Source organism: Streptomyces sp. GLSS-08 (assembly GCF_056387915.1).
The window spans coordinates 77,402-101,759 of the sequence record NZ_JBWJAQ010000018.1 but is presented as its reverse complement, the minus strand read 5'-3'; the positions used below and the strand labels follow the sequence as shown (position 1 = coordinate 101,759).

General features: G+C 72.6%; 24 protein-coding genes. 10 read left to right on the top strand and 14 right to left on the bottom strand.

Annotated elements, in window-relative coordinates; all coding sequences use genetic code 11:
• Nucleotides 1-37 precede the first annotated feature (37 nt).
• Both AC0ZLC_RS27285 and AC0ZLC_RS27280 read right to left on the bottom strand, forming a co-directional pair.
• Nucleotides 38-1,666, bottom strand: coding sequence for a solute symporter family protein (locus AC0ZLC_RS27285; RefSeq protein ID WP_476754620.1), 1,629 nt, complete (start codon nt 1,664-1,666; stop codon nt 38-40).
• Complete coding sequence (locus AC0ZLC_RS27280; protein ID WP_476754619.1) at nt 1,663-2,019, bottom strand: DUF485 domain-containing protein; 357 nt, start codon at nt 2,017-2,019, stop codon at nt 1,663-1,665. Before AC0ZLC_RS27280 ends, AC0ZLC_RS27285 begins: the two co-directional genes overlap by 4 nt.
• A gap of 361 nt (nt 2,020-2,380) precedes the next feature.
• On the opposite strand from AC0ZLC_RS27280, the gene AC0ZLC_RS27275 reads away from it, so the two are divergent.
• From AC0ZLC_RS27275 to AC0ZLC_RS27260, 4 genes are all read left to right on the top strand, one after another.
• The gene (locus AC0ZLC_RS27275) at nt 2,381-3,919 is read left to right on the top strand and encodes a S8 family serine peptidase (RefSeq protein ID WP_476754618.1); all 1,539 of its coding nucleotides are present in this window, start codon (nt 2,381-2,383) and stop codon (nt 3,917-3,919) included.
• A 92-nt stretch (nt 3,920-4,011) separates the two neighbouring features.
• The gene (locus AC0ZLC_RS27270; protein WP_476754617.1) at nt 4,012-5,535 is read left to right on the top strand and encodes a S8 family peptidase; all 1,524 of its coding nucleotides are present in this window, start codon (nt 4,012-4,014) and stop codon (nt 5,533-5,535) included.
• 199 nt (nt 5,536-5,734) lie between these two features.
• Nucleotides 5,735-7,180 (top strand): CoA transferase, encoded by a 1,446-nt coding sequence (locus tag AC0ZLC_RS27265; RefSeq protein WP_476754616.1) that lies wholly within the window; start codon nt 5,735-5,737, stop codon nt 7,178-7,180.
• Nucleotides 7,181-7,286: 106 nt separating this feature from the next.
• Nucleotides 7,287-8,291: a CopD family protein gene (locus tag AC0ZLC_RS27260; protein WP_476754615.1), complete on the top strand. Its 1,005-nt coding sequence runs from the start codon at nt 7,287-7,289 to the stop codon at nt 8,289-8,291.
• Between the two features lie 30 nt (nt 8,292-8,321).
• Here AC0ZLC_RS27260 and AC0ZLC_RS27255 read toward each other — a convergent pair whose 3' ends face one another.
• From AC0ZLC_RS27255 to AC0ZLC_RS27245, 3 genes are read right to left on the bottom strand one after another with little or no spacing between them, the layout of a single operon-like run.
• Complete coding sequence (locus AC0ZLC_RS27255; protein ID WP_476754614.1) at nt 8,322-9,365, bottom strand: zinc-dependent alcohol dehydrogenase family protein; 1,044 nt, start codon at nt 9,363-9,365, stop codon at nt 8,322-8,324.
• A gap of 36 nt (nt 9,366-9,401) precedes the next feature.
• Nucleotides 9,402-10,076, bottom strand: coding sequence for a lysoplasmalogenase (locus AC0ZLC_RS27250; protein ID WP_476754613.1), 675 nt, complete (start codon nt 10,074-10,076; stop codon nt 9,402-9,404).
• Nucleotides 10,073-10,945, bottom strand: a complete 873-nt coding sequence (locus tag AC0ZLC_RS27245) for a sterol desaturase family protein (protein WP_476754612.1) — start codon at nt 10,943-10,945, stop codon at nt 10,073-10,075. The genes AC0ZLC_RS27250 and AC0ZLC_RS27245 overlap by 4 nt, the downstream gene beginning before the upstream one ends.
• A gap of 562 nt (nt 10,946-11,507) precedes the next feature.
• On the opposite strand from AC0ZLC_RS27245, the gene AC0ZLC_RS27240 reads away from it, so the two are divergent.
• The 5 genes from AC0ZLC_RS27240 (at nt 11,508) to AC0ZLC_RS27220 (ending at nt 16,409) form a co-directional block, all read left to right on the top strand.
• Nucleotides 11,508-12,500 carry a DEDDh family exonuclease gene (locus tag AC0ZLC_RS27240; RefSeq protein ID WP_476754611.1) on the top strand — a complete coding sequence of 331 codons (993 nt, stop codon included), beginning with the start codon at nt 11,508-11,510 and terminating at the stop codon, nt 12,498-12,500.
• Nucleotides 12,501-12,594: 94 nt separating this feature from the next.
• The gene (locus AC0ZLC_RS27235; protein WP_307063999.1) at nt 12,595-12,828 is read left to right on the top strand and encodes a hypothetical protein; all 234 of its coding nucleotides are present in this window, start codon (nt 12,595-12,597) and stop codon (nt 12,826-12,828) included.
• A gap of 78 nt (nt 12,829-12,906) precedes the next feature.
• On the top strand, nt 12,907-13,698 hold the full coding sequence (locus tag AC0ZLC_RS27230) for an SURF1 family cytochrome oxidase biogenesis protein (RefSeq protein ID WP_476754610.1): 792 nt from the start codon (nt 12,907-12,909) through the stop codon (nt 13,696-13,698).
• Nucleotides 13,699-13,860: 162 nt separating this feature from the next.
• Nucleotides 13,861-15,648: a glycoside hydrolase family 15 protein gene (locus AC0ZLC_RS27225; RefSeq protein WP_476754609.1), complete on the top strand. Its 1,788-nt coding sequence runs from the start codon at nt 13,861-13,863 to the stop codon at nt 15,646-15,648.
• Between the two features lie 5 nt (nt 15,649-15,653).
• Nucleotides 15,654-16,409 carry an SDR family oxidoreductase gene (locus AC0ZLC_RS27220; RefSeq protein WP_476754608.1) on the top strand — a complete coding sequence of 252 codons (756 nt, stop codon included), beginning with the start codon at nt 15,654-15,656 and terminating at the stop codon, nt 16,407-16,409.
• Between the two features lie 445 nt (nt 16,410-16,854).
• Here the strand turns inward: AC0ZLC_RS27220 and amaP are convergent, their stop codons facing one another.
• Genes amaP through AC0ZLC_RS27195 form a run of 5 tightly spaced genes read right to left on the bottom strand, consistent with a single transcriptional unit; the run spans nt 16,855 to nt 19,243 of the window.
• Entirely contained in the window at nt 16,855-17,433 is a 579-nt protein-coding gene (gene amaP / locus AC0ZLC_RS27215; protein WP_476754607.1) for an alkaline shock response membrane anchor protein AmaP, read from the bottom strand.
• A 10-nt stretch (nt 17,434-17,443) separates the two neighbouring features.
• The gene (locus AC0ZLC_RS27210) at nt 17,444-18,145 is read right to left on the bottom strand and encodes a DUF6286 domain-containing protein (protein WP_476754606.1); all 702 of its coding nucleotides are present in this window, start codon (nt 18,143-18,145) and stop codon (nt 17,444-17,446) included.
• Nucleotides 18,142-18,483 (bottom strand): Asp23/Gls24 family envelope stress response protein, encoded by a 342-nt coding sequence (locus AC0ZLC_RS27205; RefSeq protein WP_476754605.1) that lies wholly within the window; start codon nt 18,481-18,483, stop codon nt 18,142-18,144. Before AC0ZLC_RS27205 ends, AC0ZLC_RS27210 begins: the two co-directional genes overlap by 4 nt.
• Before the next feature lie 45 nt (nt 18,484-18,528).
• Nucleotides 18,529-18,714, bottom strand: a complete 186-nt coding sequence (locus AC0ZLC_RS27200; RefSeq protein ID WP_476754604.1) for a hypothetical protein — start codon at nt 18,712-18,714, stop codon at nt 18,529-18,531.
• Between the two features lie 31 nt (nt 18,715-18,745).
• Nucleotides 18,746-19,243 (bottom strand): Asp23/Gls24 family envelope stress response protein, encoded by a 498-nt coding sequence (locus tag AC0ZLC_RS27195; RefSeq protein WP_476754603.1) that lies wholly within the window; start codon nt 19,241-19,243, stop codon nt 18,746-18,748.
• Nucleotides 19,244-19,330: 87 nt separating this feature from the next.
• On the opposite strand from AC0ZLC_RS27195, the gene AC0ZLC_RS27190 reads away from it, so the two are divergent.
• Nucleotides 19,331-20,071, top strand: a complete 741-nt coding sequence (locus AC0ZLC_RS27190) for a nucleopolyhedrovirus P10 family protein (protein ID WP_476754602.1) — start codon at nt 19,331-19,333, stop codon at nt 20,069-20,071.
• Nucleotides 20,072-20,315: 244 nt separating this feature from the next.
• Here the strand turns inward: AC0ZLC_RS27190 and AC0ZLC_RS27185 are convergent, their stop codons facing one another.
• The 4 genes from AC0ZLC_RS27185 to AC0ZLC_RS27170 all read right to left on the bottom strand — a co-directional run bounded on the left by AC0ZLC_RS27185 (nt 20,316) and on the right by AC0ZLC_RS27170 (nt 24,345).
• Entirely contained in the window at nt 20,316-21,107 is a 792-nt protein-coding gene (locus AC0ZLC_RS27185) for an enoyl-CoA hydratase/isomerase family protein (protein WP_476754601.1), read from the bottom strand.
• Nucleotides 21,108-21,240: 133 nt separating this feature from the next.
• Nucleotides 21,241-21,462: a helix-turn-helix domain-containing protein gene (locus AC0ZLC_RS27180; RefSeq protein WP_006123601.1), complete on the bottom strand. Its 222-nt coding sequence runs from the start codon at nt 21,460-21,462 to the stop codon at nt 21,241-21,243.
• A gap of 374 nt (nt 21,463-21,836) precedes the next feature.
• On the bottom strand, nt 21,837-23,435 hold the full coding sequence (locus AC0ZLC_RS27175) for an ABC-F family ATP-binding cassette domain-containing protein (protein ID WP_476754600.1): 1,599 nt from the start codon (nt 23,433-23,435) through the stop codon (nt 21,837-21,839).
• A 91-nt stretch (nt 23,436-23,526) separates the two neighbouring features.
• Nucleotides 23,527-24,345, bottom strand: coding sequence for a PQQ-binding-like beta-propeller repeat protein (locus AC0ZLC_RS27170; RefSeq protein ID WP_476754599.1), 819 nt, complete (start codon nt 24,343-24,345; stop codon nt 23,527-23,529).
• Between the last annotated feature and the right edge of the window lie 13 nt (nt 24,346-24,358).

Below are 24,358 nucleotides of genomic sequence, written 5' to 3'. Positions count from 1 at the left end.
CACCAGGTGTCCACGACGGGGCCGTCGGGCGTGCCGCTCAGTGCGCTCCGGTGCCCGTGAGGGAGCGGACCTCCAGCTCGGCGTACTTGCCGGTGTCGGGCTCCTCCTTGGACCCGAGCGTGCCGATCCAGCCCAGCAGGAAGCCGACCGGGATGGAGATGATGCCGGGGTTCTCCAGCGGGAACCAGTGGAAGTCGACGTCGGGGAACATCGAGGTGGGCTTGCCGGAGACGACCGGCGAGAACAGCACCAGGCCGACGGCGGTGACGAGGCCGCCGTAGATCGACCAGAGGGCTCCCTGGGTGGTGAAGCGCTTCCAGAAGAGGCTGTAGAGGATCGTCGGCAGGTTGGCGGAGGCGGCGACCGCGAAGGCGAGGGCGACCAGGCCGGCCACGTTCAGGTCGCGGGCGAGGGCGCCGAGGCCGATCGACACGACACCGATGGCGATCGTGGCGTAGCGGGCGGCCCTGACCTCCTCCTTCTCGGTGGCGTTGCCTTTCCTGATCACGTTCGCGTAGATGTCGTGGGCGAACGAGGAGGACGAGGCCAGCGTCAGTCCGGCGACGACCGCGAGGATGGTGGCGAAGGCGACCGCCGAGATGGTGGCGAGCAGGATCGCGCCCCAGGTCGAGTCCACGCCGCCCAGATGCAGCGCGAGCAGCGGGGCGGCCGTGTTGCCGGCCTTGTTGGAGGCGACGATCTCCTCCGGCTTGATGAGCGCGGCGGCGCCGAAGCCGAGCGCGATGGTCATCAGGTAGAAGCCGCCGATGATGCCGATGGCCCAGTTCACGGACTTCCGCGCGGCCTTGGAGTTCGGCACCGTGTAGAAGCGGATCAGGATGTGCGGCAGGCCTGCGGTGCCGAGGACCAGCGCGATGCCCAGGGAGATGAAGTCCACCTTGGAGGTCGAGGTCGCGCCGTACTTGAGGCCGGGTTCCAGGAAGGACTTGCCCTTGCCGCTGTTGTCGGCGGCGGAGCCGAGCAGGTCGGAGATGTTGAAGTGGAACTTCAGCATCACCAGGAAGGTGATCAGGATGGTGCCGCTGATGAGCAGCACGGCCTTGATCATCTGCACCCAGGTGGTGCCCTTCATGCCGCCGATCGTGACGTACACGATCATCAGGACGCCGACCAGGGCGACGATGGCGACCTTGCCGCCGTCGCTGGTGATGCCGAGGAGCAGCGACACCAGGACGCCCGCGCCCGCCATCTGCGCCAGCAGGTAGAAGATCGAGACGACGATCGTGGAGGTGCCGGCCGCCGTCCGCACCGGTCGCTGGCGCATCCGGTAGGCGAGGACGTCGCCCATCGTGTAGCGGCCGGAGTTGCGCAGCGGCTCGGCGACCAGGAGCAGCGCCACCAGCCAGGCCACCAGGAAGCCGATGGAGTAGAGGAAGCCGTCGTAGCCGAAGAGGGCGATGGCGCCGGCGATGCCGAGGAAGGACGCGGCGGACATGTAGTCGCCGGAGACGGCGAGTCCGTTCTGGAAGGCGCTGAACTGGCGTCCGCCCGCGTAGAAGTCGGCGGCGCTCTTGGTCTGGCGGCCGGCCCAGACGGTGATGACGAGGGTGGCCACGACGAACACGGCGAACAGGGAGATGATCAGCGGCCGGTGCTCGCTCGCCTCGCCCGCCGCGAGCTGGACCTGGGTGATCGCGGGGCTCATGCGCCGCCCTCCATCCGGGACTTGATCGCCTCGGCCTTGGGGTCGAGCTCCGCGGCGGCGTGCCGCGAGTACCACCAGGCGATGAGGAACGTGGTGAGGAACTGGGCGAGGCCGAGCACCAGGGCGACGTTGATGTTGCCGAGGAGTTGGGTGCCCATGAAGTCGCCCGCGTAGTTCGAGAGCAGGACGTACAGCAGGTACCAGGAGATGAAGCCGATGGTCAGCGGGAAGGCGAAGGACCGGTGCGAGTGGCGCAGTTCACCGAACTCCGCACTCTGCTGGACCTCGACGAACGCCTCGGTGGAGGGGAGCGCGGGTCGGGATTTCGAGGGGGGCGGTGCGTCGATGGCCACGGAGTCTCCTCGTGGTGCGGTTGCGACGATGGACGGTTTCGCCGAGGGGGACGGGGACGGACTGGGCACGGACATGGGCGACTTGACCTCATTGTGACGTGGATCACGTGCACCGGGAGGTGATGTTAGGGCCCCGAGCGTGATCCGACAGCGGCTCGATCGTGCTGGTGCGCCCTGCTCAAGGTCACGGCGCCGCGCGTGGACCGGTTCAACTCACCTGAGTTCTTTCGGAAGTCGTCGCCGGATTTCATTGCTGGCCAGCTGGGGCGGGGGATAGCTTCGCCCTGCACGCCCGTCATGTACCTGCCCGAGCACCACCTGTGTTCGGGCAGTGCCCGTTTCCGGATGATGTGGAGATCCCATGGCTCATCTGCCTTCCAGACGCCGTCTCGCGCTCGCCGTGCCCGCCGCGCTGGCCCTCACCGCCTCCCTCGGCCTGCTGCCGGGCGTCGCGGCGGCCGCCCCCGGCAGCGCCGCCGTCTCCGCCTCCGCCGCGACGACCGCGGACGGCCCGAAGCTGGCGTACGTCGTCAACACCAGGACGGACCACCGCACGCTCGCGTCCGTGCGGCGGGCGATAGCCGAGGCCGACGGGACCGTCGTCGCCGCGTACGAGAAGATCGGCGTGTTCGTCGTCCAGTCGGCCGACCCGGACTTCGGCAAGCAGCTCCGCGCGGTGCGCGGGGTGCAGTCCGCCGGCGCCACCCGCACCGCGCCGCTGACCGCGGCGGGCACCACGGACGAGGGTGCCGCGCAGTACCTGACGGCGGCTCAGGCGGCGAAGGCCGAGGCGGGCAGCACCGCTTCGGGCGAGGAGCCCCTCGAGGCCGACCAGTGGGACCTGCGGGCGATAGGCGCCGACAAGGCCGCGAAGATCAACCCCGGCAGCAGGAACGTGACCGTCGCCGTGATCGACACCGGCGTCGACGACACCCACCCGGACCTGGCCCCCAACTTCTCCGCCTCCCAGTCCGCGAACTGTGTCGGCGGCAAGGCGGACACCTCGCCGGGCGCCTGGCGTCCCGCGAACGCCGACCACTACCACGGCACGCACGTGGCGGGCGAGATAGCCGCGGCGCGCAACGGCATCGGCGTCGCCGGTGTCGCCCCGGGCGTGAAGGTCGCCGGCATCAAGGTGGCCGACCCGGTCAGCGAGCTGTTCTACCCGGAGGCCGTCGTCTGCGCCTTCGTCTTCGCCGCCGACCACGGCGTCGAGGTCACCAACAACAGCTACTACGTGGACCCGTGGCTCTACAACTGCATGGACGACCCCGACCAGCGGGCGATCGTCGACGCGGTGAACCGGGCCCAGCTGTACGCCCAGAAGAAGGGCACCCTGAACCTGGCCTCGGCGGGCAACTCCAACGACGACCTCGACGCGGACGCCCTCGTCGACGACTCCAGCCCCGACGACTCGACCCCGGTCCCCCGGACGATCGACCCGCACGAGTGCTTCGACGTGCCGACCCAGCTCCCGGGCGTCGTCACGGTCAGCGCGACCGGCGTCAAGGGCGCCAAGTCGTACTACTCCACCTACGGCGACGGTGTCATCGACATCGCGGCGCCCGGCGGCGACAAGTACCAGATCCCGGACACCCCGTCGAAGAACGGCCGGATCCTCTCCACGATGCCGAACAACCAGTACGGCTTCCTCCAGGGCACGTCGATGGCCTCGCCGCACGCCGCGGGTGTGGCCGCGCTCCTGAAGTCCGCGCACCCGCACGCGACTCCGGCCCAGCTCCAGGCGCTGCTCAAGGCACAGGCCGACAACCCGGGCTGCCCGGCCGAGCCGTACGACGGCGACGGCGACGGTGTCGTGGACGCCAAGTGCGAGGGCGGCAAGCGGGTGAACGGCTTCTACGGCTTCGGCGTCGTCAACGCGCTGCGGGCGGTCAAGTAGCCCCGGACGTCGGGCTCCTGTCCCGGACTTCCGCCCTGTGAGCTTTCCGCACGGCTCGTACAGCTCGTACCGTTGAACGAACTGGAGACACCATGACAGCGCCTCAGTCGCGCGCGCGTCGCGCGATAGCCGTCCCCCTCGGGATGGCCATGGCGACGGCTCTCGCCTTCCTGCCGAACGTCAGCGCGTCCGCGGCGGACACCGCCGCGCCGCGCGCCGCGGCAGCGGACGCGACCTCGCTCAGTTACGTCGTCAACGTCCGCCCCGGGCACGGCCCTTCGGCGCACGTGAAGAAGGCCATCGCCGAGGCCGGCGGCACGATCGTGACGTCGTACGACCGGATCGGCGTGATCGTCGTCCACTCGTCGAACGCCGGCTTCGCCGCCACCGTCCGCACCGTACGCGGTGTGCAGTCGGCCGGCGCCACGCGCACCGCGCCCCTGCCCGCCCAGTCGACCACCGACGTGGGCACGCCGAAGGCGCTCACCGCGAAGGACGTCGCCGACGTCGAGGCGGCTGCCGGGCAGGACCCGTTGGAGCCGCTGCAGTGGGACCTGCCCGCCATCAAGGCGGACAAGGCGCACGAGAAGACGCTCGGCAGCCGGAAGGTCACGGTCGCCGTGATCGACACCGGCGTCGACGACACCCACCCCGACATCGCCCCGAACTTCGACCGCGACGCCTCGGTCAACTGCGTGACGGGCAAACCGGACACCACCGACGGGGCGTGGCGGCCGAGCGCCGAGGAGAGCCCGCACGGCACGCATGTCGCGGGTGAGATCGCGGGCGCCAAGAACGGCGTCGGCATCACCGGTGTCGCCCCGGGCGTGAAGGTCTCCGGCATCAAGGTGTCCACCACGGCCGGGTTCTTCTACACGGAGGCCGTGGTCTGCGGCTTCGTGTGGGCCGCTGAGCACGGCGTCGACGTGACCAACAACAGCTATTACACCGACCCCTGGTACTTCAACTGCAAGGACGACCCGGACCAGCGGGCCCTGGTCGACGCGATCACGCGCGCCTCGCGCTACGCGGAGAACAAGGGCGCGGTCAACGTCGCGGCGGCGGGCAACGAGAACTACGACCTGGCCGCGGACGAGATCACGGACCCGTCGTCCCCGAACGACACGACGCCGGGCGACCGGGTGATCGACCCGTCCGAGTGCTACGACATCCCCACCCAGCTGCCGGGTGTGGTGACCGTGGCGTCGACGGGCGCGAAGGGCATCAAGTCGTCCTTCTCGAACCACGGCCTGGGCGTCATCGACATCGCGGCGCCCGGCGGCGACTCGACGCGCTACCAGACCCCGGCCCCGCCCGCCACGAGCGGCCTGATCCTCGGCCCGCTGCCCGGCGGTGGCTGGGGCTACATGGCCGGCACGTCGATGGCGTCCCCGCACGTCGCGGGTGTCGCCGCGCTGATCAAGTCGACGCACCCGCACGCCTCCGCCGCCCTGGTGAAGGCGCTGCTGTACGCAGAGGCCGACGCCACGCCGTGCACCGACCCGTACGACATCGACGGAGACGGCAAGATCGACGCCGTCTGCGAGGGCACGAAGAACCGCAACGGCTTCTACGGCTGGGGCACGGCGGACGCGCTGGACGCGGTGACGAAGTAGCGGTCACGTAGTAGCGGTCACGTAGTAGCGGTCACGTAGTCGGGACCAAGTAGTCGGGACCACGCGCCCGCGGAGGGGCCGGACGGCAGCACGCCGTCCGGCCCTTCACCTTCCCCGGCCACGCCGCTCCCCGGGAGTCCCGTCCCAAGTACCCGGCCCGGTCGACATGTTGATCCCGTACATCCGGCACAGTGCCGTCATGACACATGCACCGGTGACCGTCGCCTGGGAGGCGCTGGGCGGCGACCCCGCACCCCTCTCCCGTCTTACGGCCGTCGTACGGGACGGCGCGCTCGACGCCCGGCTGCCCGTACGGGAGGTGGCACGCGGGTGCGTGGGCGCCTGCGCGCTGGCGGCCGCCGAGCTGGCCGCCCGCCGCACCGGGCGGGCGATGCCCGCGGCCGAGGTCGACGACGGGGCCGTCGCCACGGCCTTCGTCAGCGAGCGGCACCTGCGCGTCGCCGGGCGGGCGCCGGTGAGCTTCGCGCCGCTGTCCCGGTTCTGGCGGACCGCGGACGGATGGGTGCGGACGCACGCGAACTATCCGCATCACCGGGCACGGCTGTCGGTCGCGCTCGGCCTGCCCCAGGACCCCGCCGCGGAGACGGTCGCCGCCGCCCTGGCGGAACGGTCCGCGGGCGAGGTGGAGGAGTCCGTGTACGCGGCCGGGGGCCTCGCCGTCGCCCTGCGCACGGCGCGGGAGTGGGCGGCGCACGAGCAGGGTGCCGTCGTCGCGGGCATGCCCCTGGTCGCCCGGGAGCGGCTGGACGAGGGGCCACCGCGGACCTTCCCGGACCTCGCCGGTGACCCGCTGCGGCCGGCCGCCGGCGTCCGTGTCCTGGACCTGACCAGGGTCATCGCCGGCCCTGTGGCCACCCGCACGCTCGCCCTCCTCGGCGCCGACGTGCTGCGCGTGGACCCACCGCGACTGCCGGAACTCCCCGACCAGCACGCCGACACCGGCTTCGGGAAGCGCTCCGCCACGCTCGACCTGACGACTGACAGGCGTGCCCTGGAGGAGCTGCTGGACGCCGCGGACGTCGTCGTCACCGGCTACCGGCCCGGTGCCCTGGACCGGTTCGGTCTCGGTCCCCGGGCCCTGGCCGAGCGGCGGCCGGGTCTGGTGGTCGCGCAGCTGTCGGCCTGGGGGGACGGGGGGCCCTGGGCAGGGCGGCGCGGCTTCGACAGCCTGGTGCAGGCCGCCACCGGGATCGCGGTGGCCGAGGGGTCGGCCGAGCGGCCCGGCGCCCTGCCGGCGCAGGCCCTCGACCACGGCACCGGCTATCTGCTGGCGGCGGCCGTGCTGCGGTCGCTGACCGAGCAGTCGCGCGAGGGCGGGACCCGGCTGGTACGGCTGTCGCTGGCCCGGACGGCGCAATGGCTGACGAACGGGCCGGCAGGGATCCGGGACGACCGGCTGACGAACGGGTTGGCAGGCAAGACCGGGCGCCGGACGGACGGGCCGGTCCCGGACGACCGGCCGACCGACGCCCCGTACGAGCGGGCGGACCGCTGGCTCACCGGGACGGACAGCCCGCTGGGGCCGCTGCGCCATGCCCGGTCGCCGGTCTCCTTCGACGGGGGACCGCGCGACTGGCTGCGGCCGCCGGGGCACTGGGGCGCCGATCCGGCGCGCTGGTGGTGAGCGAGGGCGCGGTGGTGGACGGGCCCCTCCGCTCCCGTGGGATGCCGTTCCGCCGATCGTTCTACCCGACTTGCCCGATTTTCAGAGAGATGGTGAAGATCGTGACGTGAGTTCGACTGAACAGACGGCCGAGAGAGCCGCCACCGCCCCCGCGCAGCCCGCCTCCGCCGGCCGGGCCGCCGCCGTGCTCGGTCTGGTGACCCTGGCCGCACTGATTCCCCTGCTCGGACCGTCGCTCGCGCTGCGCGGCACCGGCGAGGCCGCCGCGCCCGGCGTCGCGGGGATCGCCCTGCTCCGGGCGGTGCTGTTCGCGGCCATGTGCGTCCCGGCGGGCGAGCTGTTCACGGCCCGGCTGGTGCGCCGGGTGCCCGGCGCCCCCGCCGCGCGCGCACCCCGCAGCTGGGCGCCCTTCGCGGCGGCCGCCGGATGTGTGGCGGCGCTGGGACTGGCTGCTTGCGCGGCCACCGGGAACCGGGTGCCCGGGGGCCTCGTCGGCCTGGACGTGGGCGCGCTGTACGGCTCCCGGGACGGCGCGCTGGCGCTTGTGGAGTTCAACGCGTTCGGGGCGGTCGGGCTGTGCACCCTCACGAACCGTCCTGGCTTCCAGGTGCTGCCGTCGGCCGCGGTGGCCGTGGCGGAGGCGCTGCGGGCCCATCCCGTCACGGAGCACCTCCCGCTGGTCGGCTCGGCCCTGACGCTCGTTCACGTCACCTGCACGGTGCTGTGGGCGGGCGGGCTGCTGCACGTGCTGCGGACGCTGCGGGCCTGGCGCGCCCCGGAGCAGGGTGCCGCGCTCCTCGGGCGCTACGCGCGCGTGGCGGCCGTCCTGTTCGCGGGGATCACCGCCACCGGGGTGTGCAGCACGCTGCGCCGTATGCCGGCGGGCACGGTTCTGGACCAGCTGGCGACGACGTCGTACGGGCGTGCCCTGCTCGCGAAGGTGCTCCTGGTGGCCGTCGTCGCCGGCCTCGCCCTGTGCGCGCGTCTGCGGATGGGCCGCGCGCACGACCCGCTCAGCGCCTGTTCGCCCGCCCGCGCGGAGGTGACGGCGCTGGGCGCGGTCGTCGTGGTGTCGGCCCTGCTGACGGCGCTGCCGCTGCCGGGCCGGTGAGCCCGGTCTCCCGGCAGCTGCTTCCCTCCCTCAGCCCGCGACCATGACCTTGAGCGCCGTCCGCTCGTCCATCGCGCGGTAGCCCTCCGGTACGTCCTGAAGGCCGACGGTCCGGTCGAAGACGGGCGACGGGTCGATCGTTCCGTCCAGGACGTCGGGCAGCAGTTCCGGGATGTACGCGCGCACCGGGGCGACGCCGCCGCGCAGGGCGATGTTCCGGTCGAACATGACGCTCAGGTCGACTCCGGTGCCGCTGCCGTGGGGCACACCGACGAAGCCGACGGCGCCACCGTCGCGGGTGATGCCCACGGCGGTGCTCATCGACTGTTCGGTGCCGACCGCCTCGACGACGCAGTGCGCGCCCTGTCCGCGGGTGAGTTCGCGCACGGCCGCCACGGCGGCCTCCCCGCGCTCGGCGACGACGTCGGTGGCTCCGAAGCGGCGCGCGATGTCCGTCCGCGCCTCGTGGCGTCCGAGCGCGATGATCCGCTCGGCGCCCAGCCGCCGGGCGGCCAGCACGGCGCACAGCCCGACGGCTCCGTCACCGACGACGGCGACCGTCGCGCCCGGCCGCGCCCCCGCGCCGAGGGCGGCGTGATGACCGGTGCCCATGACGTCGGAGAGGGTGAGCAGGGCCGCCAGCAGACGGTCGTCGGAGGCGGCCTCCTTGGGCAGCCGGACGAGGGTGCCGTCGGCGAAGGGCACCCGCACGGCCTCGCCCTGCCCGCCGTCGTAGCCGACGGACCCCCAGAAGCCACCGTGCTCGCACGAGGTGGTGAGCCCCTCACGGCAGTAGTCGCAGGCACCGTCGGACCACATGAACGGCGCGACGACGAGGTCCCCGCGGCGCACACCGGTCACCTCGGAACCGGTCTCCTCGACGACGCCGAGGAACTCGTGCCCGATCCGCTGGCCCGGCTGCCGTGCCGCCTCGCCCCGGTACGCCCACAGGTCGCTGCCGCAGATGCAGGACCGCAGCACCCGTACGACCGCGTCGGTGGGCAGCTGTGCCACGGGGTCGGGGACGTCCTCCACCCGCATGTCGTAGGGGGCGTGGATGGTGGTGGCGCGCATGCGAGGGTCCTTCTCGGCTGATCGGCGGTGGTGCGCTCAGGGGGTGGTCGAGCGCGTCTCACCGTACGCCGGGGCGGGCACGGATTGCTCGCCGAGGGTGCCGAGCACGCCGCGGACAAGCAGGTACTGCGCCGCGAGGTAGGTGAGCATGATCCAGAAGTCGGGCCGGGGAAGCTGCGGCCAGTCGGCGACCCCGGTCGCGATGAGGGTGTCCGAGAGCAGGAAGAGGGCGCCTCCCGCGCCCGCGAGGGGACCGAGTCGCGTGGCGGTGTACGCCATCGCGGTCAGCAGCAGGCTGTAGCCGGCGACGGGGACGCGCAGTTCGCCGGGGAGGCCCGGCCACAGGAGGGCGACGGTGACGACGAGGGCGGTGGCGTAGGCGGCGGCCCGCCACGGTCCCCACGCGGGGGCGGCACGCTTTTGGAAGAGCGCGAGGTAGCACACGTGACCCGCCGCGAAGGACGCCATCCCGGCCAGGAAGGCCGCGTCGGCGCCGGAAAGCAGGAGCACGTCGCCGCCCCAGCCGCACAGCAGGGCGGCGACGAGCAGCCGGGGGCCGCCGCGCAGGGCCGTGTGAGCGGCCAGGAGGGGCATCAACAGCGGCTTGGCGACAGCGTGTCCGGGGCCGAGGCCGGCCGCCAGGCAGACCAGATCCGCCACAACCGCGACGCCGAGGGCGACGAGCGGCACACGCGCGTGGCGTGGGTTCACGCGACGGGCTCCGCGACCGGCGTCGGTTCGGCGGTCGGCCGAGCGGGCTGCCAGCCCGGCCCGCGGAGGACGCGCCCCGCGCGCTCGCGCCAACTGCTCGCGGTCCTCAGGTCCCTGGCGATGGCGACGTACTCGTGGGTGGCGACGCGCAGGGGGTTGTACGTGTCGATGTTCTTGGTGAGGCCGTAGACGGGCCGGTCGGTCTCGGGCACGAACGACCCGAAGAGCCGGTCCCAGACGATGAGGATGCCCCCGAAGTTCCGGTCCAGGTAACCGCCTTGGGAGGCGTGGTGGACGCGGTGGTGCGAGGGCGTGTTGAACACGAACTCGACGGGCCGGGGCAGCTTGCCGATGCGCTCGGTGTGGATCCAGAACTGGTAGACGAGGTTGGCCGAGGAGCAGAAGGCCAGGGCGGCGGGGTGCACGCCGAGGGCGATCAGCGGGACGTAGAAGGGCCAGACGGTGAGGGAGGTCCAGGGCTGGCGCAGTGCGGTGGTGAGGTTGAACTTCCGGCTGGAGTGGTGGACGACGTGGCAGGCCCACAGGATGCGGATCACGTGGTGCCCGCGGTGCGACCAGTAGTAGAAGAAGTCCTGCGCGAGGAGCATCAGCGGGACGGTCCACCACAGGACGGGCACCCGCAGCGGCGTCAGTTCGTGGAGAGCCGTGTAGATCGCGACGATCGGGATCTTCCACAGGAAGTCGAAGGCGAGACTCCCCAGTCCCATGCCGAGACTCGTCGCGGCGTCCTTCGCCTCGTACCCCGCCTCGTCCTCGTCGGGATGGAACCGGACGCTCACGATCTCGATGACCGTGAGCAGCACGAAGGCGGGTATCGACCACAGCACCACATCGGGCAGGTTCGGCATGTCTGCACCGTAGGACGGCATCCGGGCCGCGGCTAGACGGTGTTACTGACAAGTATTACCCGGGGTACGCGCTTGCTTCTTGGCGATCTCCACCAATCCTCCGCCCCCAACCACGGCACCCGGCTCCCCCGGACCGCCTGCCCGGCCGCCCTCCGGGCGACGCCGAGTGCGTACCGGCCCGTCACCACACCCGTACCGGCCCTCCCTTCGCGAACACCACGGGTGAGTTCGCGGTACGCGCGGCGGCCGAAGGTGACCTGACGCCCGGCCGGGCCCTCGCCCGCCCGGCCGACCCCGAACGGCTGTTCACCGTCTCCGCACGAGCCCCGGTGGACGGGCTGTCGACGAAGGAGTGACGTAGTCGTACGCGTGACGGACCCGCCACGGGGGCCAATGAAGGGCGTCCGCTTTAAGGGCAATTGCGTTGATAATTCGTCAGGAAGTCGCTCCCGCAACGCCGCTGGGCCACCGCGCCGCCACCGGCCGTTCGTCACGCGCCGGGTCCCGACGGGCTCCGGGTCCTGGCCGTCACTGTCGGCGCCGCCCCGTATCCTCGTGAACCATGCTCGAAGACCTCGCGACCGCAGCGTTCCCCGCCGCCTGGCCGGCCGCGTATCCGAAGGGATACGCGGTCGTTGACGTGGAGACCACCGGCCTGGCCCGGGACGACCGGATCATCTCGGCCGCCGTCTACCGGCTGGACGCGCGCGGCGAGGTCGAGGACCACTGGTACACGACGGTCAACCCGGAGCGGGATCCCGGCCCGGTGTGGATCCACGGTCTGACGAGCGAGGTGCTCGAAGGGGCGCCGCTCTTCCCGGACATCGCCGAGGAGTTCGCGTCCCGGCTGGCGGACCGCGTACTCGTCGCACACAACGCCGTCTTCGACTGGTCGATGATCGCCCGCGAGTACGCGCGCGCCGAGCGCGAGGCGCCGGTGCGCCAGCGGCTGTGCACCATCGCGCTCGCCAAGGAGCTGGGGCTGCCGCTGCCGAACCACAAGCTGGAGTCGCTGGCCGCGCACTTCGGCGTCGTGCAGCAGCGGGCGCACCACGCGCTGGACGACGCGCGCGTGCTGGCCGAGGCGTTCCGCCCGAGCCTGCGGGCGGCGGCGCGCGACGGTGTCCGGCTGCCCCTGCTCGAATGCCGGCCGCTCACCGAGTGGTCCGGCGCACCGCGAATCGGCCGGCAGCCCTCGGGCGGGTACCCCTCCGGCGGTTACCGGCCGGGCAGTTGGCGGCCGTCACGCAAGCGGCCCGTGTGCCCGTACCCCAACCCGGGCCGGTACGAAGCGGGCAAACCCCTCAAGCAGGGCATGCGCGTCGCCTTCTCGGGTGACACGTCGGTCGAGCGGGAGCTGCTGGAGGACCGGGCCGTCGAGGCCGGGCTGCACATCGCGACGAGCCTGTCCCGGCTCACCAGCCTCCTCGTCACGAACGATCCCGAGTCGGGTACGTCCAAGGTGGTCAAGGCCCGGCAGTACGGCACGCCGGTGATCGACGAGGCCGCGTTCGGCCAGCTGCTGCGGGACGTGGAGCCGGCGTCCGGAGCGTGACGGGACGCACGCCCGGACGTCAGACGGGTGATTGCCGGGCGACTCGCCCGCCGCCCGCTCGCCCGGACCGCGCCGGCGCCCCACCCTGTGGCGCATGGCGAGATGTGAAGTCTGTGGCAACGACTACGGCATGACGTTCGAGGTGCACGCGCAGGGCGCGGTGCACGTCTTCGACTGCTTCTCCTGCGCGATCCACCGGATGGCCCCCATCTGCGAGCACTGTCGCGTCCAGATCATCGGTCAGGGCGTCGAGGTCGAGGGGCACTGGTACTGCGGCGCGCACTGCGCCCGCGCCGAGGGGAGGGCGGGAATCACCGACAAGGTCTGAACCCGCCGGATCCGGGTGCCCAGCCCCCGCCGGGACCCTCCCGGCGGGGGCCGGCACGTGCGGGGTACCGTCAGTGGGGTGTACCGCTTCCTGTTGTCCCGGCAGTGGGTGATCCTCACCCTCCTGACGCTCGCGCTCATCCCGACCATGATCGAGCTGGGCTTCTGGCAGCTGCACCGCCACGAGCACAAGGTGGCGCTCAACGAGGTGATCGCCACGTCACTGGCCGCGAAGCCGGTGCCCGCCGAGACGCTCACCGCTCCCGGCAGGACCGTCGCGCACGACGACCTGTACCGCCGCGTCACCGCGCGGGGCACCTTCGACCCGGCGCACGAGGTCGTCGTCCGCCGCCGTACGAGCGCCGACGGCGAGGTCGGCTTCCATGTGCTGACGCCGTTCGTCCTGGACGACGGGCGGGTGCTGCTGGTGAACCGGGGCTGGATCCCCGCGACCGGCGTGCAGACGCAGTTCCCGAAGGTCCCGGCGCCCGCGAGGGGCGAGATCACCGTCACCGGCCGGCTGATGGCCGACGAGACGACCGCCGAGAGCGGCATCAAGAACGTGCAGGGCCTGCCCGACCGCCAGATCATGCTGATCAGCAGCGGCCGGCAGGCCCGGCAGCTCGGCAAGCAGGTCCTCGGCGGCTATGTCGAGCAGACCGCGCCCGCGCCCCGGGGCGGCTCCCCCGAGCTGATCCCCGACCCCGAGCACGGCGACATCGGTCCGCACATGGCGTACGCCGTCCAGTGGTGGCTGTTCTCGGCCGGTGTCCCCGTGGGCTGGTTCGTCCTGGTCCGCCGTGAGCGCCGGGACCGGGCGGAGGCCGCAGCGAAGGAGTCCGCCCCCGAGGCGGCCCCGGCGGCCGTCTAGACCCTCCTCGGGCCGGCCCGGTGAACGGGCAATTCCGGCGGCGCGCGGTGTCCCTCCCGAGGTCAGGTGTGCGGCCGTCCCGGCCGAGCGGCCGGGACGCGTGGCCCGCGTGCCACTCCGGCGGCCCGATTGGCGGTCGCCGCACTCGGGAACCCAGTGTGCGTGCAACGACGCATCGAGGACTACGCGCTCATCGGGGACGAACAGACGGCCGCACTGGTGGGACGTGACGGTTCCATCGACTGGCTGTGCCTGCCGCGGTTCGACTCCCCGGCCTGCTTCGCGGCACTGCTGGGCGACGACGAACACGGCCAGTGGCGCATCGCCCCCAAGGACGCGGGGCTCTGCACCCGCCGCGCCTACCGGCCCGACTCACTGGTGCTCGACACCGAGTGGGAGACGGCGGAGGGCGCGGTCCGCGTCACCGACCTGATGCCGCAGCGCGACCGTGCCCCCGACGTCGTACGCGTCATCGAGGGCCTCAGCGGCCGGGTGACGGTACACAGCGCCCTCAGGCTGCGCTTCGACTACGGAATCGTCGTGCCGTGGATGCGCAGACTCGGGGACGGTCACCGGGTCGCCGTCGCCGGCCCGGACGCGGTATGGCTGCGCAGCGATCCGCCCGTGCGCACCTGGGGCAAGGACTTCTGCACGCACTCGGAGTTCACCGTCGGGGCGGGCGAGAAGGTCGCCTTCGTCCTCACGTGGCATCCCTCGCACCAGCCGCGCCCGCCGCTCGTGGAACCGTACGAGGCCCTGCGGTCCAGCCTGGACGACTGGCAGCGGTGGGCGGCACGCTGCAACTACGCCGGCCCGCACCGGGACATCGTCGTACGCTCCCTGATCACGTTGAAGGCCCTTACCTACGCGCCGACCGGCGGGATCGTCGCCGCCCCCACCACCTCGCTCCCCGAGGAACTGGGCGGCATCCGCAACTGGGACTACCGCTACTGCTGGCTGCGCGACTCCACCCTCACGCTCGGCGCGCTGCTCGCGGCCGGGTACCACGAGGAGGCCGAGGCGTGGCGCGACTGGCTGCTGCGGGCGGTCGCGGGCGACCCGGCGGAACTGCAGATCATGTACGGCCTCTCCGGCGAACGCAGGCTGACCGAGTACGTGCTGCCGTGGCTGCCCGGCTTCGCGGACTCGTCACCGGTACGGGTCGGCAACGACGCCGTGCGCCAGCTCCAGCTGGACGTCTACGGCGAGGTCATCGACTCGCTCTCGCTGGCCCGCGAGGCGGGCCTGCCGATGAAACCGCACATGTGGCGGGTCCAGGTCGCGCTGATGGAGTTCCTGCGGACGGCGTGGCGGCAGCCGGACGAGGGGCTCTGGGAGGTGCGCGGGCCACGCCGGCACTTCGTGCACTCCAAGGTGATGGCATGGGTGGCCGCCGACCGCGCGGTTCGCGCGCTGGAACGCGACCCGCAGCTGAGCGGGGACCTCGAAGGCTGGCGCGCGATGCGCGACGAGGTGCACCGGGAGGTGTGCGAGCGCGGTTACGACCCCGGGCGGAACAGCTTCACGCAGTCCTACGGCTCCCAGGAGCTGGACGCCTCCACGCTGCTCATCCCCCGCGTCGGTTTCCTGCCGCCCGACGATCCGCGGGTCGTCGGGACGGTCGAGGCGATCGCCCGGGAACTCGGCCACAGCGGCTTCGTCCGCCGCTACAGCACCGCCGCGAACTTCGTCGACGGGCTGCCGGGCGACGAGGGCACGTTCCTCGTCTGCTCCTTCTGGCTCGCGGACGCCCTGCATCTGATCGGCCGCAAGCAGGAGGCGCGCCGGATGTTCGACCGGCTGGTCGGGCTCACCAACGACGTCGGCCTGCTCTCCGAGGAGTACGACCCCGTGGCGGGCCGCCAGCTGGGCAACTTCCCGCAGGCGTTCAGTCACATCGGCCTGGTGAGCGCCGCCCTAGCCCTGTATGAGGGCGAGAGGGCAGGATAGGAGCCATGGATCTTGGACTGAAGGACCGGGTGTACGTCGTCACGGGGGCCACCCGTGGCCTGGGCAGCGCCGCCGCGCGCGAGCTGGTCGCCGACGGGGCGAAGGTGGTCATCACGGGGCGCGACGAGAAGAGCGTCGCCGAGGCCGCCGGGGTGCTCGGCCCGAACGCGGTCGGGGTCGCCGCGGACAACGCCGACCCGCGGACCACGGCCCGGGTGATCGAGGCGGCCCGTGAGCACTTCGGCGGCCTCGACGGGGTGCTGATCAGCGTCGGCGGCCCGGCGCCCGGGTTCGTCGCCGACACCACGGACGAGCAGTGGGCGGCGGCGTTCGAGTCCGTCTTTTTGGGCGCCGTACGGCTGGCCCGGGCCGCCGCCGCGGAGCTCGGTGAGGGCGGGGTCATCGGGTTCGTGCTCTCCGGCTCGGTGCACGAGCCGATCCCGGGGCTGACCATCTCCAACGGTCTCCGACCGGGCCTCGCGGGGTTCGCCAAGTCCCTCGCGGACGAGCTGGGCCCGCGCGGCATCCGCGTCGTCGGCCTGCTGCCCGCCCGCATCGACACGGACCGCGTCCGCGAGCTCGACGCACTGTCCGCCGACCCGGAGGCCACCCGCGCGGCCAACGAGTCCCGTATCCCGCTGCGGCGTTACGGCAGGCCGGAGGAGTTCGGCCGCGCCGCCGCGTTCCTGCTCTCGCCCGCGGCGTCGTACCTGACGGGCGTCATGCTGTCGGTCGACGGCGGCATGCGCCACGGCTTCTAGAGCCCCGAGCGGCACCGAAACCCCGGCCCCTGGTTCCAGCCCCGGGGCCGGTTCCGCACTCCCGGCCGGTTCCGCACTCCCGGCGGGCTCCGCAATCCGGCCGGTTCGTGAGCCCGGCCGGTTCGTGAGCCCGGCCGGGCAGGAGTCCCGGCCGGTCCCGCAGCCCCGGCCGCCGATTCCAGAGCCGGGGGTTCCACATTTCCGGCCGGTTCGTAAGCCCGGGCAGGGCGGAACCCGGCAGGGGCAGGGGCAGGAGCTGGACAGGGCGCCGGCCCGAGCGGGACCAGTCGCGGCAGGGACGGGAGCCCAGCGGAGCCCAGTCCCGGCAGGGGCCGGAGCCCGGCACGGGCCGGAGCCCGGCACGGGCCGGACTCCGGCAGGGATGCCCGCCCCGGCAGGGGCCGGACTCCGGCAGGGATGCCCTCCCCGGCAGGGTGGTTTCTGTTCAGGCGACGCGTTCAGGGCGGTGCTTGGCCGCGCGGAGGTGTACCTCCGAGGGCAGCGCCGCCAGGCCCGCCGATTCGCGGGCGTGCGCCAGCGCCTGTGCCGTGAGCAGGTTCAGCGTGTTGCCGGGGTCCGCGTACGGCTCCAGCACGAGCTGGACCCGCGTCCGCGGGGCGGTGCGGCGCCCGCCCAGCCGCACCTGTGCCCGCTCGACGCCGTCCAGCTCACCCGCCTCACCTGCCAGTGCGCCCTCCACGGCGCGACCGCGCAGCAGCGCACCCTCACCGTCGCCGGTGTCGACGAGCACCTCGGCGAGCCTGCGCCGCCGCAGCACGGCCGCCAGCCACCACAGGGCCAGCAGCACCAGGACGGCGAGCGCGGCGATGACGGCCCACCACCACCAGCCCTCGTCCCGCCACCGGCTCCGCTCGGCAGCGGTCAGCAGCACGTCGTGCCGCCCGTCGTGGATCCACCAGGAGGGCGGTTTCAGCCCCAGCCCGACGGCGAGCACGGAACCCCCGAGGGCGACGAGCGCCAGCCCGGCGATCCCCAGCAGCACACGGTTGACGGTCCTGAGCACCGGACCTCACCTATCCCTTCCGGCCGGGACGTCCGACGTGCAGCGTCAGCGCGGGCTGCCGGGCGAGCCCGAGCCCCCGGATGCCGTCGGTCAGCGTGGCGTCCAAGTCGGCGCGTACGTCGTCGAGTTCACGGAAGTGGCAGACCGCACGGACGTCGACCCTGCGGCGCTTGACACGCACCTTGGCCGAGCGCACCCCGGCGACCTCCATGGCCCGGTCCCGCAGCACCATGGCGGCCAGGCCCCGGTGCAGTCCGGCCCGGACGTCGGCGTGGCCGCGCCGCATCGGCAGCACGTCACGCAGACCGGGTGTCAGGGCGAGGAGGAGCAGCCAGAGTCCGAGCGCCGCGGCGATCCCGGCGCCGACGAGCACCCACGTGTCGTCGAGTGGCCGTTCGGCGAGCTGACGGGCCAGTGACCTGCGCCAGTGCAGGGCCTTGTGACCGGCGCGGACGGCCACGACGTCGTAGAGGAGGAAACCGGCGCCCGCGAGGACCAGCAGCGCGACGATGCCGGCGGGCACACGGCGGGACGACCAGAAGCGGCCCGCGCGTCCGCCCTCGTCGTCGAGGGTGGGCGGGGGTTCGGGGGTGGCCGCGGAGGCGGACCGGCCGAGTCCGCCGTCCGTCCCGTCCTCGGCCCGCTTCTCCATGACGGGCAACCGCCGGGTGCTGCCGCCGGACGGGTTCTCGTGCTCCCGGGGCTCGCTCACCGCGTCCTCCCCTGTGCCGCTCCGTAGGCCTGTGGCAGGTGCAGCCGCTCCACGTGTACGGCCACCTCCGGTACCTCCAGTCCCGCCAGGGCCCGCACGCGCCGGGCGACCTGACGACGCACCGCTTGGCACTGGCCGCCGATGTCGGAGGGGTAGTCGAGTTCGAGGCCCACGCTGACGCGGGCGGTCCCGTGGTGCACCGCCACCGAGGCGTGCGGACGTCCCGTGCCGGCCGGTGGCACGTCCAGCGCCTCCGAGGCCGCCTGCGAGGCGATCTTCGCGACGACCCGGTCGGCGATCCGGGTGGCGCCTCGATCGGCCGCCGCGACGGTCGTCATTGGAGGTCGTGCCTCGGCGAGCCCGTCGGTCCGGGGCGGCACGCGTCACCGCCGCCGGTCGTCACGGCTGCGGAAGAAGTCGCTGCTGTCCAGATCGCCCTCGATGAACTTCCCGACGACGAAGCCGACGGCCCCCAGGGCCGCCACCAGCAGGAAGGCCCCGAACCCGCCGAAGTACCCGGCGAAGCCCAGTGCCATTCCGGCGATCATGCCGATCACGGCCCAATTCATGTGCGCTCCTCAACAGTCCGCGTGTCCGGTGTCACTGCAGCCGTGACTCCGGCTCCTCGTCCTCCTCGTCCGGCAGCTTCACGTCGCTGACAGCGATGTTGACCTCGACGACCTCGAGCCCCGTCATGCGCTCGACGGCCGCGATCACGTTCTCCCGTACATCGCGGGACAGGTCCGTGATCGACACGCCGTACTCGACCACGATCTCCAGGTCGAGCGCGGTCTGCAGCTCGCCCACCTCGGCCTTGACGCCGCGTGTCACGGACTTCTGGCCGCCGCTGCCGGGCACCCGGTCGCGCATCGCTCCGAAGGTCCGGCTCACCCCGCTTCCCATGGCGTGCACGCCGAGCACGTCCCGGGTCGCGAGTCCGGCGATCTTCTCCACCACTCCGTCCGCGATGGTGGTCCGGCCCCGGCCGCCCGGGTCCCCACCGCCTCGCTTGGTCACACTGGTCCTGCCCGTCTGCGTACCGCCCGCGTTCTCGCCCTCACGGCTGTCCGGGCGGTTCCGCTCCGTCATGTCGGTCATAGCCGTTTGTCCCTTTCGTTCGTCCTTCTTCACCCACAGTAAGCGGGGTTGCGCCATCTCGCGCCGGGGATGCGGCAGGCTGGAGGAATGACGGCGGACCGATGGACGCAAGCGGTACGGAATCAGCTGAGGCTCGGCCGGCTGCTGCCCCTGGGCAGCGCCCGCGACGGGGCCTGGATCACGGAGGCGGCGGTCGACTCGGTGCTGCGGCGTGCGGCACACCCGGTCGGCGGCGTCCGCCTGGGCACACTCCGGGTCGCCCTCGCCGACCCGGACGAGGTGTACGACGCCGCCGTGCCGGCGCCGCCCAGCGCCCTGCCGCCCGGGCCGCTCCGCGTGGCCGCGGAGTTCCTGGCCTCGGCGGACCCCACCGCGCCGGGGGCTGAGCCCCTTCCGACGACGGCGGCCCGGCTGCGGGCGGCGCTGCTCACGGCGGCGACGGAGCGGCTGGGCCTGCGGGTCGCGGAGGTGGACCTGCGGGTGACGGGGCTGCTGGACGACGGCGGGACGCCCGCCGCCCGCGCCGACGAAAGGCGGCCCGCGGCCGGACCCGCCGGTCCCGGTGCGGAGTCGCTGGTGGCCGCGGCCGCGCTGGCCGTCCCCGGAGTGGCCCGGCTGACGGACGCGCTGGGCCGGCCGGTCCACATCGAGGACCGAACGGGTGATATCGCGGACGGCGGCGCCCTGCCGCGCCGTCATGTCCGCGTGGAGATCGCGGTCACGGCGGACGCCCGGGCTCTCGACGCGGCCCGTGCCGTTCGGGCCGCGGTGGCGGACGTCCTGTCCGACCGCCCGTCCGTGGCGGTACTGGTCACCGCGGCCGACTGAGGACCGGACGCCGACCGCCTCCGTCCGGAGCCGTCCGTGCACGTGCGGACGGCTCCGGAAGCGCGCCACGGAGGCGCCGTCAGAGAACCCCGGGTCCGGCCGCGGGCGCCCGTGTGCCGTGCACGGCGAGGTGAGCCCGACGCGCGTACACGGGGCCCACCGGGGCCGCCGGCCGAAAGGTGCTCCGACGGCGTCCCCCGGCGGCCGGGCGTCGCGGTTCCTCCGGGACGGCCGGGCGAGGGGCCTAGTCGCCGACTCCGGCCAGGTCCCGCAGGCGGCGGGCCTGGGCCGCACGTTCGGCGATCCGCTGCTCCTCGTAGGAGCGTTCCTGCGCACCGCGCAGCAGCGCCTTGGTCTCCACGACGGCGTCGCGCGGCGCGGCCAGCAGCGCGCCGGCCAGATCCTGGACGGCGGCGTCGAGCTGCCCGGCGGGTACGGCGAGGTTGGCGAGCCCGGTGCGCTCCGCCTCCTCGGCCGTCACGAAGCGGCCGGTCGCGCAGATCTCCAGCGCGCGGGCGTACCCCACGAGGCTCACCAGCGGGTGCGTCCCCGTGAGGTCGGGTACCAGCCCCAGGCTGGTCTCGCGCATGGCGAACTGCACGTCGTCGGCGACGACGCGCAGGTCACAGGCGAGCGCGAGCTGGAAACCCGCCCCGATGGCGTGCCCCTGCACGGCGGCGATGGACACGATGTCGCTGCGCCGCCACCAGGTGAACGCCTCCTGGTACTCGGCGATGGTCGCGTCGAGCTCGGCGTCGGATCCACGCGCGAGGTCGATGAACGACGGCTCGCCGTCGAACCCTTCGGGCGTGAACGCCTGCCGGTCGAGCCCCGCGGAGAAGGACTTGCCTTCGGCGCGCAGCACCACCACGCGGACGGTGCCCGGCAGTGACCGCCCGGCCTGCGTCAACGCCCGCCACAGAGCAGGACTCTGGGCATTGCGCTTGACCGGGTTGGTCAACGTCACCGTGGCGACTGCCTCGTCGACGGTGAGCCGTACGCCGTCCTTGTCGAGTACCGGGTCGAGCGAAGCCATGGCAAGCCTCCGATGAGTGCGGTCACAGCGGATGCCGTACGACGGCATCCTCAAGTGACTGCACAGTAACCACCCGGTCGATCAACCGACCGACCGGGTGGCCACCACCGAAAGCCGATGGGGACGTCCGGCCTCAGGCCGAAGCGGCCTTCTTGCCCCGCGTCGCACCGCCACGTCCTCGGAGTGTGACGCCGGACTCGCTGAGCATCCGGTGGACGAAGCCATACGAGCGACCGGTTTCCTCGGCCAGCGCTCGGATGCTCGCACCGGAGTCGTACTTCTTCTTCAGGTCTGCCGCGAGCTTGTCGCGCGCGGCGCCGGTTACCCGGCTGCCCTTCTTCAGAGTCTCGGCCACCCGTGCCTCCTCATGGGAAGTGCGCTCTGGACTTCTCATGATCACCCCTTCCGGGCCTGATGGCCACCCATTCGGCAAGGTCCGTAAGACAAGGTTTTGACGACAGGAGCCCGTCCCCACGAGTGGAACTTGCGCTTCCGCCCCGTCTCCGGCGTACGGCCGAACGGGTTCGCGCGCGAAGCAGCAGGTCAGCGACGCGAAGCGGCCGAGCCCCCGGGAACCAAGGACTCGGCCGCGAAATCGATGTAGGACACACCTCGGTATGAGGAGATCTCACACAGATGAGGGACCACGGATCGGCCGAATGATCCATGGGCAGTGGATCAGGCATTCGATCAAGCCCGGCCCGCGCCTCGGATGGGCGGACCGGGAGGTCAGGCCAGGGCGACCAGATCGGCGTAGTCGGCGCCCCACAGGTCCTCGACGCCGTCGGGCAGCAGGATGATCCGCTCCGGCTGGAGGGCCTCGACCGCGCCCTCGTCGTGGGTCACGAGGACGACGGCGCCCTTGTAGGTGCGCAGCGCGCCCAGGATCTCCTCGCGGCTGGCCGGGTCGAGGTTGTTCGTCGGCTCGTCGAGGAGCAGGACGTTCGCGGAGGAGACGACCAGGGTCGCGAGCGCGAGCCGGGTCTTCTCGCCGCCGGACAGCACACCGGCCGGCTTGTCGACGTCGTCACCGGAGAACAGGAAGGAGCCCAGGGTCTTGCGGACCTCGACCAGATCCAGGTCAGGGGCGGCGGAGCGCATGTTCTCCAGGACCGTGCGCTCGGGGTCGAGGGTCTCGTGCTCCTGCGCGTAGTAGCCGAGCTTGAGGCCGTGTCCCTCGATGACCTGGCCGGTGTCGGCCTTCTCGGCGCCGCCGAGCAGCCGCAGCAGGGTCGTCTTGCCGGCGCCGTTCAGCCCCAGGATGACGACGCGCGAGCCCTTGTCGATGGCCAGGTCGACGTCGGTGAAGATCTCCAGCGATCCGTACGACTTCGACAGGCCCTCGGCCATCAGGGGGGTCTTGCCGCAGGGTGCGGGCTCCGGGAAGCGGAGCTTGGCGACCTTGTCCGACTTCCGCTCGGCCTCGAGGCCGGCGAGCAGCTTGTCGGCGCGGCGGGCCATGTTCTGCGCGGCGACGGTCTTGGTGGCCTTGGCGCGCATCTTGTCGGCCTGCGAATGGAGGGCGGACGCCTTCTTCTCGGCGTTCTGCCGCTCGCGCTTGCGGCGCTTCTCGTCGGACTCGCGCTGCTGCTGGTAGAGCTTCCAGCCCATGTTGTAGACGTCGATCTGGGCGCGGTTGGCGTCCAGGTAGAAGACCTTGTTGACGACCGTCTCCACGAGGTCGACGTCGTGGGAGATCACGATGAAGCCGCCGCGGTAGGTCTTCAGGTAGTCGCGCAGCCAGACGATGGAGTCGGCGTCGAGGTGGTTCGTCGGCTCGTCGAGCAGCAGCGTGTCCGCGTCCGAGAAGAGGATGCGGGCCAGCTCGACACGGCGGCGCTGACCGCCGGAGAGGGTGTGCAGGGGCTGGCCGAGCACACGGTCGGGCAGGTTGAGCGCGGCGGCGATGGTGGCGGCCTCGGCCTCGGCGGAGTACCCGCCCTTGGTGAGGAACTCCGTCTCCTGGCGCTCGTACTGCCGCATGGCCTTCTCGCGGGTGGCGCCCGAGCCGCCCGCGATGCGCTGTTCGTTCTCCCGCATCTTGCGGATCAGGGTGTCGAGGCCGCGGGCGGAGAGGATGCGGTCACGGGCGAGCACGTCGAGGTCGCCGGTGCGCGGGTCCTGCGGCAGGTAGCCGACCTCGCCGGAGCGGGTGACGGTGCCCGCGGCGGGGATGCCCTGGCCTGCGAGGACCTTGGTGAGCGTGGTCTTGCCCGCGCCGTTGCGGCCGACCAGACCGATGCGGTCGCCCTTGGCGATGCGGAAGGTTGCGGACTCGATGAGGACACGGGCGCCGGCGCGCAGCTCGATACCGGAGGCGGAAATCACGGACAGACTCCTGGGCAGGGTCGTTGACGGACTGGACGGCTGATGACGTTCCCGCCGTCTAATGCGCGAGGAGAATGGCCATGGGCCAAGTCTAACGGGGCCGTGCAAGCACTTTTTCTGTGTACGGGTGTTCGGCGCCCGGCCGCCCGTTGCCCAGCGGTGTCCTGCGGGGTGTGACCCGGCCGAGGTCGTCCACGGCGATGATCTGGCCCGTCCAGGCGGCGTCGGCGGCGCACGGCTGCGCGAGCAGCAGTGTTCCGCGGTGGCGTGCGGCCCGTCCGGGCGTGAAGGCGCAGCCCGGCCGGGCGGGCAGGACCCATCGCAGGTCCCCGTCGGCGGTGCGGTAGGCGGCGATCCGCTCCGGGGTGATCACGCCGAGCATGCGGGCCCCAGGGCCGAGCGTCCGCAGGACGCCGCGTGCCCCGCGGGCGGCGAGCCATCCGGCGGCTCCGGGCAGGGCGCGGTGCCAGCGGACCGAGGCGCCGTCCGGCGCGGTGTCGGTGACCAGCCCGTCGTCCCAGAGGGCGAACGCGTGCACGCGCGCGTGGAGCACGGCCAGCGGGCGCCGCCCGGCACGGGTGTAGGTCCAGCGGGGGCTTCCGGTCGCCTCGTCGTACGCCTCGACGGCGTTGCCGCCGGTCCGCAGCCGGACCGGTGCCGTGTGCTTCACGCGCGCGGGGACGGTGAGGTGGTCGCCGTAGGGCGCGGGCCGGACCCGGTGGGCCGCGGCCAGGAGGGGAACGGCGAGGAGAAGGGCGAGCGCGGCGGGGAGGAACCGGCGCAGGGTTCGGGGAACGGTTCGCGGGTACAGGGGACGCGCCGTGGTGGTCACCCGGCCGGAGTCAGTGGCCGACCCCTGGTACGGGGTCGCCGGACCCGGCCTGGTGTCCTCGATCGGCAGTACGACCACCCTTGTCCCCCTG

Excerpts from the sequence above, each read along its gene's own strand:
- AC0ZLC_RS27245 (WP_476754612.1), bottom strand. The coding sequence starts at position 10,945 with ATGCCGAACCTGCCCGATGTGGTGCTGTGGTCGATACCCGCCTTCGTG.
- AC0ZLC_RS27255 (WP_476754614.1), bottom strand. The coding sequence starts at position 9,365 with ATGCGCGCCACCACCATCCACGCCCCCTACGACATGCGGGTGGAGGAC.
- AC0ZLC_RS27240 (WP_476754611.1), top strand. The coding sequence starts at position 11,508 with ATGCTCGAAGACCTCGCGACCGCAGCGTTCCCCGCCGCCTGGCCGGCC.
- AC0ZLC_RS27235 (WP_307063999.1), top strand. The coding sequence starts at position 12,595 with ATGGCGAGATGTGAAGTCTGTGGCAACGACTACGGCATGACGTTCGAG.
- AC0ZLC_RS27190 (WP_476754602.1), top strand. The coding sequence starts at position 19,331 with ATGACGGCGGACCGATGGACGCAAGCGGTACGGAATCAGCTGAGGCTC.
- AC0ZLC_RS27270 (WP_476754617.1), top strand. The coding sequence starts at position 4,012 with ATGACAGCGCCTCAGTCGCGCGCGCGTCGCGCGATAGCCGTCCCCCTC.
- AC0ZLC_RS27205 (WP_476754605.1), bottom strand. The coding sequence starts at position 18,483 with ATGACGACCGTCGCGGCGGCCGATCGAGGCGCCACCCGGATCGCCGAC.
- AC0ZLC_RS27185 (WP_476754601.1), bottom strand. The coding sequence starts at position 21,107 with ATGGCTTCGCTCGACCCGGTACTCGACAAGGACGGCGTACGGCTCACC.
- AC0ZLC_RS27200 (WP_476754604.1), bottom strand. The coding sequence starts at position 18,714 with ATGAATTGGGCCGTGATCGGCATGATCGCCGGAATGGCACTGGGCTTC.
- AC0ZLC_RS27265 (WP_476754616.1), top strand. The coding sequence starts at position 5,735 with ATGACACATGCACCGGTGACCGTCGCCTGGGAGGCGCTGGGCGGCGAC.
- AC0ZLC_RS27220 (WP_476754608.1), top strand. The coding sequence starts at position 15,654 with ATGGATCTTGGACTGAAGGACCGGGTGTACGTCGTCACGGGGGCCACC.
- AC0ZLC_RS27195 (WP_476754603.1), bottom strand. The coding sequence starts at position 19,243 with ATGACCGACATGACGGAGCGGAACCGCCCGGACAGCCGTGAGGGCGAG.
- AC0ZLC_RS27275 (WP_476754618.1), top strand. The coding sequence starts at position 2,381 with ATGGCTCATCTGCCTTCCAGACGCCGTCTCGCGCTCGCCGTGCCCGCC.
- AC0ZLC_RS27285 (WP_476754620.1), bottom strand. The coding sequence starts at position 1,666 with ATGAGCCCCGCGATCACCCAGGTCCAGCTCGCGGCGGGCGAGGCGAGC.